The organism is Paenibacillus sp. OT2-17, from assembly GCF_009827695.1.
Lineage (GTDB): Bacteria > Bacillota > Bacilli > Paenibacillales > Paenibacillaceae > Paenibacillus > Paenibacillus polymyxa_B.
Map to the genome: position 1 here is coordinate 1 of NZ_WUDQ01000100.1, position 10651 is coordinate 10651.

General features: G+C 43.5%; 10 protein-coding genes and 1 pseudogene. 3 read left to right on the plus strand and 8 right to left on the minus strand.

Features of this window, described 5'->3' with window-relative positions:
• The 6 genes from GRP75_RS13335 to GRP75_RS13360 all read right to left on the minus strand — a co-directional run.
• On the minus strand, positions 1–1253 hold a 1253-nt coding region (locus tag GRP75_RS13335; protein ID WP_160789538.1), incomplete at its 3' end, for a beta-galactosidase.
• Between the two features lie 28 nt (positions 1254–1281).
• The gene (locus GRP75_RS13340; RefSeq protein WP_023989359.1) at positions 1282–2160 is read right to left on the minus strand and encodes a carbohydrate ABC transporter permease; all 879 of its coding nucleotides are present in this window, start codon (positions 2158–2160) and stop codon (positions 1282–1284) included.
• Positions 2161–2187: 27 nt separating this feature from the next.
• Positions 2188–3078 carry an ABC transporter permease gene (locus GRP75_RS13345; protein WP_160789539.1) on the minus strand — a complete coding sequence of 297 codons (891 nt, stop codon included), beginning with the start codon at positions 3076–3078 and terminating at the stop codon, positions 2188–2190.
• Between the two features lie 243 nt (positions 3079–3321).
• Positions 3322–5004, minus strand: a complete 1683-nt coding sequence (locus GRP75_RS13350; protein WP_160789540.1) for a type 2 periplasmic-binding domain-containing protein — start codon at positions 5002–5004, stop codon at positions 3322–3324.
• 121 nt (positions 5005–5125) lie between these two features.
• Positions 5126–6751: a response regulator transcription factor gene (locus tag GRP75_RS13355; RefSeq protein ID WP_160789541.1), complete on the minus strand. Its 1626-nt coding sequence runs from the start codon at positions 6749–6751 to the stop codon at positions 5126–5128.
• Positions 6726–8546, minus strand: coding sequence for a sensor histidine kinase (locus tag GRP75_RS13360; protein WP_160789542.1), 1821 nt, complete (start codon positions 8544–8546; stop codon positions 6726–6728). The genes GRP75_RS13355 and GRP75_RS13360 overlap by 26 nt, the downstream gene beginning before the upstream one ends.
• Positions 8547–8660: 114 nt before the next feature.
• Between GRP75_RS13360 and GRP75_RS13365 the strand changes: the two genes are divergently transcribed.
• On the plus strand, positions 8661–8861 hold the full coding sequence (locus tag GRP75_RS13365; protein ID WP_160789543.1) for a hypothetical protein: 201 nt from the start codon (positions 8661–8663) through the stop codon (positions 8859–8861).
• Between the two features lie 20 nt (positions 8862–8881).
• Here GRP75_RS13365 and GRP75_RS13370 read toward each other — a convergent pair whose 3' ends face one another.
• Positions 8882–9319: a NucA/NucB deoxyribonuclease domain-containing protein gene (locus GRP75_RS13370; RefSeq protein WP_160789544.1), complete on the minus strand. Its 438-nt coding sequence runs from the start codon at positions 9317–9319 to the stop codon at positions 8882–8884.
• A gap of 141 nt (positions 9320–9460) precedes the next feature.
• Here GRP75_RS13370 and GRP75_RS13375 point away from each other — a divergent pair, with 141 nt between their 5' ends.
• Together GRP75_RS13375 and GRP75_RS13380 are read left to right on the plus strand one after the other, a co-directional pair.
• Positions 9461–9655 (plus strand): hypothetical protein, encoded by a 195-nt coding sequence (locus tag GRP75_RS13375; protein WP_013310963.1) that lies wholly within the window; start codon positions 9461–9463, stop codon positions 9653–9655.
• 387 nt (positions 9656–10042) lie between these two features.
• Positions 10043–10345: a hypothetical protein gene (locus GRP75_RS13380; protein ID WP_025718406.1), complete on the plus strand. Its 303-nt coding sequence runs from the start codon at positions 10043–10045 to the stop codon at positions 10343–10345.
• Positions 10346–10414: 69 nt separating this feature from the next.
• On the opposite strand, the pseudogene GRP75_RS13385 reads toward GRP75_RS13380, so the two are convergent.
• Positions 10415–10651, minus strand: a pseudogene (locus tag GRP75_RS13385) (tenascin); the annotation flags it as partial.

Below are 10651 nucleotides of genomic sequence, written 5' to 3' on the forward strand. Positions count from 1 at the left end.
TCCCAGTCAAAAATGACTGCGGCCTCCGCCGGTACCGATGTACCGATAACCTCCTCCAGTTTTTCCAGCGCATTACCGACCTCTGTCACATCTCCAAATACACGAGTGTGCTCATGTCCGACATGATCGACAACCGCACCATGCAGCTTTTCACTCGAACCGCGGCTTTTCCGCCACTGAAAATATTGAACGGTGTCTGACCCGTGTGCCACAGCCTGTAAAGACGATAGCAGATGCATTCCTGGTCGCTTCAGCTTGCTTACGTCTTGCCGGTTCGTCAAACTCGGCGTACTCTCCATGAGCATCCAAGGCTTGCCTCCCTTGATTGAACGAATAATATCGTGCATCATGGCCACTTTAGCAGCCTGACGGCTATCATCTCCCTCACGGTCATGCCACGTTGGGTAACTATCCCAGGATATAACATCGAGCAGATCAGCAAACTTCCAGTAATTCAATCCTTCAAAAAACTCCATTAAATTGGTTGTGACCGGAATTGCTGGATTTGCAGCCTTGAGCGGCACAATCTCATGTTTGATAAAATCTGCGGTCTGATCGGTCACAAACCGTCTCCAGTCCAAATTCAGGGCATGGACCTGTGTTTCACCGTGAGGTGCCGGGGACTCAACTTGGCTCCAATCTGTAATCGTATGACTCCAAAAGGTTGTCCACCATGCGTGATTAAGCTTGTCCAGCGTACCGTATTTATCCTCGACCCAAGCACGAAATGCCTCCTGACAATAATCACAGTGGCAATCTCCACCAAATTCATTGGAAATATGCCAGCCAATCACAGCCGGATGGTTAGCATAACGCTCGGCCAGCTTCGTATTCATGATACGTACTTTTTCCCGGTAAACAGGCGATGTAGAACAGTGATTATGGCGAAACCCGTGCAGGTTACGGACACGGTTAGCCTCCACACGCAGCACCTCAGGATATTTTTGTGACATCCAGGCTGGTCTTGCTCCACTAGGAGTGGCCAAAAAAGCATAGATTCCGTTCTCAGCAAACGAATCCAGAATACGATCCAGCCACTCAAACGTAAATACACCTTCCTCAGGCTCCAATGAAACCCATGAGAAAATACCGACAGACATCACGTTGCATTTGGCTAGTTTCATTAGACGGATATCCTCCGCTAACACGTCAGGGTAATGCTGCCATTGCTCCGGGTTATAGTCCGCGCCATGCAGCATACGTGGAACTCGCTCACTAATGGGAGGGTACTTGATTATGTTTTGATTCGTCACTACAAATCATCTCCTTCTATGAATTCTGTTACTCTTTGACGGAACCTAGCGTCATACCTTTAACAAAATACTTTTGTAAAAATGGATATACAATGAGAATAGGCGCTGCACCAATGAAAATTTGCGCAGCATTAACCGTCGTTTGAGAAAGTAATTCCATCTCTTTGGGACTCATGCTCATGGAACTCATGTCCTTCTGAATAATTACAGTTTGCAGGAACGTCGCCAGCGGATAGTCCTTTGCATTGCTCAAATAGAGCAGACCGTCAAACCAGGAGTTCCAATGAAATACCATACTAAACAGCGCAATCGTGGCAATGGAAGGCAGGGATATCGGTAAAAAGATACTAAACAATGTCCGAAAATGTCCTGCTCCGTCGATCAATGCGGCCTCTTCCATCTCTTTAGGAATTCCTCTAAAAAAGTTCAACATAAGGATGACCAGAAATGTGTTGACCGCTCCTGGCAAAACAAGTACCCAGAAGCTGTCCATAAGATGGATCTTTTGAATAACCATATAGAATGGAACCAGACCACCGTTAAAAATCATGCTGAATACAAACAACCATGAATATACGTTTCTGCTACGGAACACAGATGTTTCCTTTGAAAGTGGATAAGCAGCTAAAAAGGTAATAAGCAATGTTAAGCCGGTTCCCAATACAGTCCGACAGACAGAAATCCAGATAGAGTGCAGAAAAATCGGGTTATTCATCGTCTTCTTATAGGCTTCTAATGAAAATTGCACAGGCCACAGCCCAACCAGATTGGCATCTGCTGCTGATTTAGCACTAAATGATACCGCCAACACATGAATCAGCGGAACGATACACATGATGGACAAAATCACAAGCAAGCAAATGTTAAACACATTGAAGATGCGATATGGCGTTGTTTTATGATACATGACTCTCCCTCTTTCAGCCTCGTGGAATCAAAATATGCGGTAACCTGCCCATTTGTAAGCAAGTCGATAAGATATCAGAATGAGAATCATACTGATAACGGATTTGAACAAGCCGATTGCGGTGGCAAAGCCCATTTCCCCATTGATTAACGCTGTCCGGTAGACGAATGTATCAATAATATCGCCTTTTTGGTAAACCAGCGGATTATAAAGGTTGAAAATCTGGTCAAAACCGGCATTCAGTACATTGCCAAGTGCAAGCGTTCCAACAACGACTACCATCGGAATTAACGAAGGTACAGTGATGTGCAGCGTCTGTCTCCAGCGGCTCGCTCCATCCATTTCAGAAGCCTCATACAACGAAGGATTAATACCCGCCAGTGCAGCAAGAAATACGATGGTGTTGTATCCGAACTCCTTCCATATATCCGATACAATGACAGTAAACCGAAACCAGTTATTTTCTCCCAAAAAAAAGATAGGCTGGATCACGAAACTACCGAGAATACGATTCATAAATCCATCTGTAGCCAACAGGTCAATCAGAATTCCGCCCAAGATGACCCACGAAAGAAAGTGTGGCAGATAAACCAGTGTCTGAATGGATCGCTGAAGGCCGACCTTGCGAATTTCATTCAGCAGTATAGCAAAAACAAACGGAACCACCAGATTGAAAAACATCTTTAACACAGCAATAATTAGTGTATTCCAGACGACTTGAAGACTGTCCTCCCGTTGAAACAAAAAGCGGAAGTTATCCAGTCCAACCCACTCGGAACCAGTTATGCCTAGCCAAGGTTTGTAATTTTGAAAGGCCATCACGATGCCGCCCATCGGAATGTAGCTGAATACAATTAAGAAAATGATGGCTGGCAGCAGCATGATATGAAATGGCCACGTACGTTGCAGACTTCTCATTGCAGTTCCTCCTGTAACTCTCATGGTATACTTCAATTATAAAAGCGTTTTCGCTGTCCCAACAGTTCAAAAAACCAACATACATGGCACAAAAGCAATCATTTTTTAAGTTCGCCAAACGAATGAAATTTTTTTTCACACACATCATAATAGCGCATTCATTTCTACTCAATCCTGATAAAGCTGTAGTAAAAAGGCTGTCCACCTTGGGACAGCCCTCCTAACTATTACAACATCATGATTTTACTTTTCGACGCTTTTATACCATTCGTTTACTTCATTTGTAATTTGTTCGCCACCAGCTGTTTTCCACGTCTGTACAAAGGTATCAAAAGCAGAGATCGGCTGCTTGCCATAAATAATTTCATTGAAGGTCTGACTTTCAATCTTATCCAGATAGTCCTTTTTAGCCTTCATGGTTGGCGTAGTAGGGCCCGTGAACTGATCTTTCATGGAGATATCCTTCTGTTCCATAAGCACTTTGGCAGCTGCAGGAGTATCTTTCCCGTAATTCACCATTACATCTTTCTCCAGACGGGTCTTCGCTTCTGCGCCGTTAGCCAAACTTAACAAAGCCTTCATTTGGGCATCAGGTATACGCGCGCCATCACGAACCAGCAAATAACGAAAAGAGTTTACATAACCGCCTGGTATTTTATCGATAGACATTAGCTTTCCGCCCGCATCCAAATCATAATCGTAGCCCTTAAACAGCCCATTCGACAAATCGCCGTCCGGTTTGGCATTAGCATAATGGTCAAACAAATAATTTTGATAAGTGAAAAAAGCTTCAGGATGCTGCATTTGTTTGTTGATTAATACAACACCATTGGTATATTGCGTTCCGTGGCGCATGGCTTTGTTGTCAGGACCCGCTGGAATCTTGATCGGCTTCCACACGGCACCCGGCGCATTTTTGACTGTATCCTGAAGCGGCCAGCCGCTCATCCAATATGGTCCAGGAATCATACCGGCTGTTCCTGCGACTGTAGGTTCTGACGTTTTATTTTCATCCCACAATGCTGCTTCCTGAGGAATATATCCCTTTTTGAGCCACTCGCTCAGCTTTTGCAAACCCGGCTTCATGCCAGGCTGCACGGAGCCATATTCCAAACTGCCATCTGTGCCTTTGTTCCACTGCTGAGGTAGAGTGCCATATGCCCCGAAAATCCAGGATGGGTCACCCATCCAAGTGTTCATGGATGTTTTGAAACCGATGCTGAGCGGAATCACTTTGTTCGGAGCCAGTCCGTCCGGATTTTTATTTTTAAAGGCGTCCATCACTTTTTCCAAGTCATCCATCGTCTCTGGAGCCTTCATACCCAGCTTATCCAACCAATCTTGTCGTACCCACAATACATAATCATGGTTATAGGCAAAATCAAGCACAGGAATGCCCATTTTTTTGCCATCTCGGCTATACTGATTCCATACGTTCGTATCCTGATTCATCGCCTGCTTCCAGGAATCCGAAGCGTACTTGTCAAACAACGGACCAGCCTCTGCAAACATACCGGAATCGATCATGTCCTGTGCCAGTTGCTCATTCTCCGTCCCCAATACAACGACGTCTGGCATCTCCTGACCGGAGGACATAGCCAATCGCAGCTTCGTAGCAAATGCACCATTCGTATCTGTGACGGACCAGAGTGATTTGATATTAATACCGAATTTCTCTTTAGCCCATTTTGTCGCAATGTTATTTTCGATAGATTCACCATTTTTAAATTTTAAGGCGGGATCTACACCCCATACCGTGGAAATTGTGACTTCCGGATTGTATTTTTCTTTGTATACGTTTTCAGTTTTAGCTGTGCTGTCCGCATTCCCACCATTTCCTGCTCCTGAGCAGCCCACAAGGCCAACTCCTAATACCATAGTTGCGGCGAGCAACGACAACAACTTTTTTTTCGAATGAACTCGCATATTGTTCCCCCTCTAAAAATCATTTTCTACTCTTTTATTATAAGAGGGCTTTCCTTCACAGCCTATGTCACAAAATAAATATTTCTGCACCTTTCCCAACTGATCTTTGCTGGTTTCGTCCTTACTGGTCCCGAAATTCATGCGGAGTCATTCCGTAATGCTTTTTGAACATCTTACTGAAATATTGGGGATTCTGGTAGCCTAGTTCCGTCGTAATTTCGTATATTTTTTTGTTGGAATATTTGAGCAAATAAAGAGCCCGCTCCATTCTCATTCGGATAATATAGTCACCCAAACCTTCTCCGGTTTCAGCTTTATAAATTTTAGACAGATAGACTGGATGAAGATAGACCTGATCAGCAATCGTCTTAACAGACAGCTCCTGGCCTCTATCCTGGGAGATGAGCTCCTGAACCTGCTTGACCACATAGCTTTTAGCGCTTTGCTCGCTTGCGGACCATTCAGATTTAAGTTTGTTCATCATGGAAAATATCCACTCTTTGAGGTGGGGGAACGAATGAACCATTTTCTGCGCATGTAACGGATCGAAGCCTACCTGATCCATCTGCGTAATGAAACGTCCTTGTTTGTGCGCTGTATACATAAAGGCGCTCGTCACCGAAATAAACAGCTCATATAAATGCTCGCGTGTATATCCCACCTCTTCCATTTTTCCAAATACACGGTTCACTTTCGCTTCGGCCTCTTCCCATTGCCTGGACTCTAGCAGATGAGTAAGCGTAGGGTGCATATAAAGCCCCTCCAGTGACTTAACTGAGCTGTGTGGCTGTTCTGTCTGTTCTTCTATGAATAGCAGTGTATCCGTCTCCTCCTGATGGTTCCAGTATAAGGATCTAATTGCTGTCTGATATAGCTTAGGCAGTTCCTCTGGAAACTTAAACCATCCGGTTAATGCAACGTAAATTTCCCCTTTCAAGTAATTGCTCACATTTTTTCGAAAGGTCTCAATCGCCGCACTCAAAAAACGATTCTGCTCATCCGCACTCCGTTCAGGAAATGAATTCCAATTCCCTTCTATTAATACAATTAAACAATCATGTGGCGCTTTGCAATGCCAAACGTGAAAATCAGGTGCGAACACTTCTTCGGCAATATTTCCAATCGCATACTCAATTAAGGACACTGAATGATAGTCCATATCAGAAAAATGCTTCCCTAGCTGAATAAGCAGCATACTGGCAGGATGTCCCGTGCGTAGCTTGATTTCGTACTCGGACATTTTGCTCTCTATTTTTGGTACTGGCAAATCACGCCCGAGTAGCAAATCATGCATCAAATGGGTCCGCAGTACACCAAAATCGTTTCTGCGGCTATATTGTAATTGATGAACCTTGTCAAATGCTTCCCATTCTTCCTTTAGCGAATCCATGGCGGCTGACACACATTTGATAAACTCTTCATCATCCACCGGCTTTAAAATGTAATCAAAAGCCTTAAGCTGGAGCGCTTTTTTAGCATATTCAAAATCGGCATAGCCTGTCAGTAACAAACTTCGGATATGTGGCCATCGTTCGTTTACCTCAACAATCAACTCCAGTCCCGTCATACCAGGCATACGAATATCCGTAACCAGAATATCAATATCATATGTTTCCAGCACATCCACCGCTGCTAATGCGGAAGCCGCTTGATGAACCCTCTCGATGCCTAGCGTCTCCCACGGAATGGTAGCTGCCAGACTTTCTGTTACATAACTCTCATCATCTACTAGTAATATCTGAACCATCTGGTCCCTCCGTTTTAACTATATTCGAATTTGGCGAAGGCTCAATTAAACCATTCGCATGCTCTGCTTCTGTTGAGATCGACCATTTTAAAACTGCACGCAATCCTCCCAATGGAGACAAAGAGAATTCCAGCCCTGCATCCTCCCCAAAATGTAATCGCATGCGTTGATGCACATTCCACAAACCGTATCCATGATCCTCTTCCACAGGCTTGTCAAGCGTTGACGTCAGGGCAGTTATAGCCTCTCTACTCAAACCGAGTCCGTTATCATCCACAATCAGGTACATATACGAGCCAACACGCTCGGTTAAAATATGAATTATACCATCCTCCGCTTGAGGCTCTATCCCGTGCAGCACCGCATTTTCCACCAGTGGCTGCACTACAAGCGGCGGAATCAGTAGATTGCTGGCTTGTGAAGAAACATGAATTAAGAACGTTAGCCTCGGCATACGCATCTGCTGTATGTTCAAATAATATTGAACAAACTCGACTTCCTCTGACAATGGAACCAAATCCCGCTCCTGTCTTGTCGTATACCGATAATACCTGGATAAATTATGGGCCATGGCTACAACCGCCTCATGATTGCGCAGCTTTGCCATACTTGTAATAAACGAAAAACAATTATAAAAAAAATGCGGATTGATTTGTGATTGGAGTTGCTTTAGTCGCGCTTCCTTGACATGCAGCTGCTCAACATACACCTTCTCAAACAGCTCCTGAATCTGTTCGACCATCAGATTAAATTGACTAGACAGGAAAGCAAACTCGTGACTCCCCCTTAGACTTATTCGAACAGCATAGTCTCCATCCTTTAGTCTCCGAAATGCCCGCACAAGCTGAAGAATCGGCACTTGTACCTGTGAATGAAGCAAGTAAGCGCCAATCAAGCCTACCAGCAGCGAGCCAACAACAGTTATATAAAACAGTCGATTCGATGAGTAAATTGGAGACATCATATCGGACAAAGGCATGTAATCAATCAAATACCAACCAGTCGTTTGCGAAAGAACGGCATGTACCAGGTAGCTTTCTTCTCCAATTTTCACGGTCAGATTATCAACTTCATGGAGTCCCATTTTTTCCAATTTAGAAATCAGCTTTCCAGACAGCTCTTCATTTGCAGTACGATTAAAGATCACTCCTACGCCTTTTTTATAATAAAAAGGCTCCTTTCGACCATCACCTTTGAAGCGGTCAAGCATGTCCTGAATATTACTGCTGTCAAATTCAACCTTAATAATCGTGTTAGCGGTTTCTGGATTACCAAGTGAAGAAAACGGGGATAATGTATACAATGAAAATATAAATTGGTCTTTCCCGTATGATCTTTTTTTGGATACCTGCCAGCCGTCTTTTATCAGCTGATTTAGTTTTTTCTGGTCATATAAACCTGCTCCATTCTCCGATACAACCCGTCCAAGCGAAGGAGAATAGATACTCAGCCCGGTTCTCCAATTAGAAGAGCTTTCCTGAAGCCCAAGCTTGGTTTGAATCCGTTTGACAAGGTTAATTCCATCCAGATTGAGAACCTTGTCCTTCAAAAAAATCGCTTGAAAACTGGCTACATCGGGATCATGAATCAGCAGATGCGGCCAGGAGGAAATCATTTCAATATTCGTATTCACCTGGTTTTGAAAAAAAGTCAGCTGATTATAATTAGATTGATTCAGTTCCTTACGTAACACGTCTGTCGTTGTCTGGTTCGAATACACATACAGGATTAGCACAGGAATAAGCAATACGATAACGATAGAGACGATTTTCGTATAAAAATTAAATTTTAACATGTTGTCTACACATCCTCTGCACAAAAAACAGGCATACTTAAATGGTATGCCAGAGCCCTGACCTTCGTTGCCGTCCGTACATACTATACATTACTAATGGTTGGCGGTGATAAAATGTTTGATACTAAGCAAATGGAATGGTTCAGTCAACTATCCGCTGAAGATTTGGCTATTTTAGGTGCCGGCTTCACTGCACTGGGTGATTTTTTCGCTTTTTTGGCATTGATTAAAGCCAAACAGGAGCCTAATAAGGGAAATAATTTTGTGGCTCTGGTTAGGGCCAAGCAGGAGCCTAATAAAGGGAAAAAAAAGTAACGATACGATCCCATAACATATTATTTGACGACAAATTTTACGCGAGTTCCATCTTCAAACTCATCCAGTTGGTGACTGACCCATGATCCTGCCCCACGATTATCCTTAGGGGCTATGTATTTGATATTTGCACCTTTGCCACCTTCTGAGCACATAGCCATCGGCCATTCGTCACGATCGTATCCTTTACGAGTGGGAACACCTGCAAGCGAATGCTTGCGATTTTGCTCGGCTCCTTCACGGTCAATTGTGCATACCTGTGATTTTCCCGCCTGAATGGCTTCCTTAATATGCTGCGCCGTTTCAGGGTAACGACCTGACGGGAATTGCAGCGTAACCTGAGCCGATGAAGGCGGGTTCTCTCCTGTCATTTTTGTAAGAAGATTGCCTCCTTCAAACCAGTACGCGCCCAAAGCTAGCAGCACTAAAGCTATAAAACTTAGCAATTTTTTCTTCAATTTCCCTCTTCCCTTCAAGCTATTCCAGTAGATTCCTTCAACTAAGGTAATCCCCGGATTTTATTTTTTGTAACCCCTTACTGACTATAAAAAAAGGTTGAATATTCGACGACAAATAGTATAGAGAGGAGGTTGTACTCAATGAACGATGAGATCAAACTGGCCGTGAGCCAAATGCAAGCCGTTGTAATCCGGTTACTGAATGGAAGTACCGTAATTGGCTGGCCTAAGCTCCTATCTGACCAAGAAACTCAGCAATTCAAGCTCTATGATGACGAACACGTATATACGATTTCCGTTAATGACGTGGATACAGTCGCAAGAGTTATTGTATAAGATACAGGAAGCGACTTAATGAGACATCCAGCGGACAAGCCCAAACAAGGCGCACCACAGGAGAAGACTGATCAGAATCCCCCAAAATAAACCTTTAAAAAGCTTCATACCATACTGACAACCTTTCCGACTGGGCTTTTTCCCCATTATAACATGTCAGAAAGACAGCTGTCGCAGCTTGCTCTTATATCATCTTCGTATCATATATATTAAATTTTAAAATCACGACACAAAGGAAAGAATGAAATAATTCCGAAAACTAGGCCTGATCACCAGTGAAAATGCAATCATGACATAATAAAAGTCACATTTTAATCAAAATTTAATGAAAGTTTTCCGAAAATGATGTATAATTATTGACATAACAAAACGCACGAGGTGATCATCATGGCATTATTAAACAGAGTTCAGGAATTAAAATTGCAACTGCCTAACGAGCATCATAGCATTTCCCAATACGTGGAGCATGCATTGCATTCGATTGACAGTTTTGTGGAGCAACATCGTCAATTTATAGCCGCTCAGGCTCTATATGGTGAAAAAATCAATGGTACGGAAGAAAGACTGTTCCGAGACACAATTTCTGAGATTAAAGCCCAACTGGTAGCTACTTTGGAAAAGACAGTTGAAGACTTCGCACACAAAGGCGATAAGCACTGGAAAAATCATTATCAGGACGGCGTAGAATAAGCTGAAAATAACCCCCGGTCTTTGGACCGGGGGTTATTTTGTATAAGTGGATGTGGCAATATGCGTAGACTATTTTAACACTCTGGCCGATGTCGCTACAGTCTTACCACCATAGACTACTTTGATACTGGAACTTCCTGTATCAATCGCTTTCACCTGACCGCCAGTAACCTGTACGATCGACGGTTTGGAAGATGTCCATACCGCTGAGCTTGTCACATTGGTAGTAGCGCCTGAATCATAAACTGCATTCACACTAAGCACTTGAGAGGAGCCTTTAGGCAGCTTCAGGTTTTTATTGCTTAA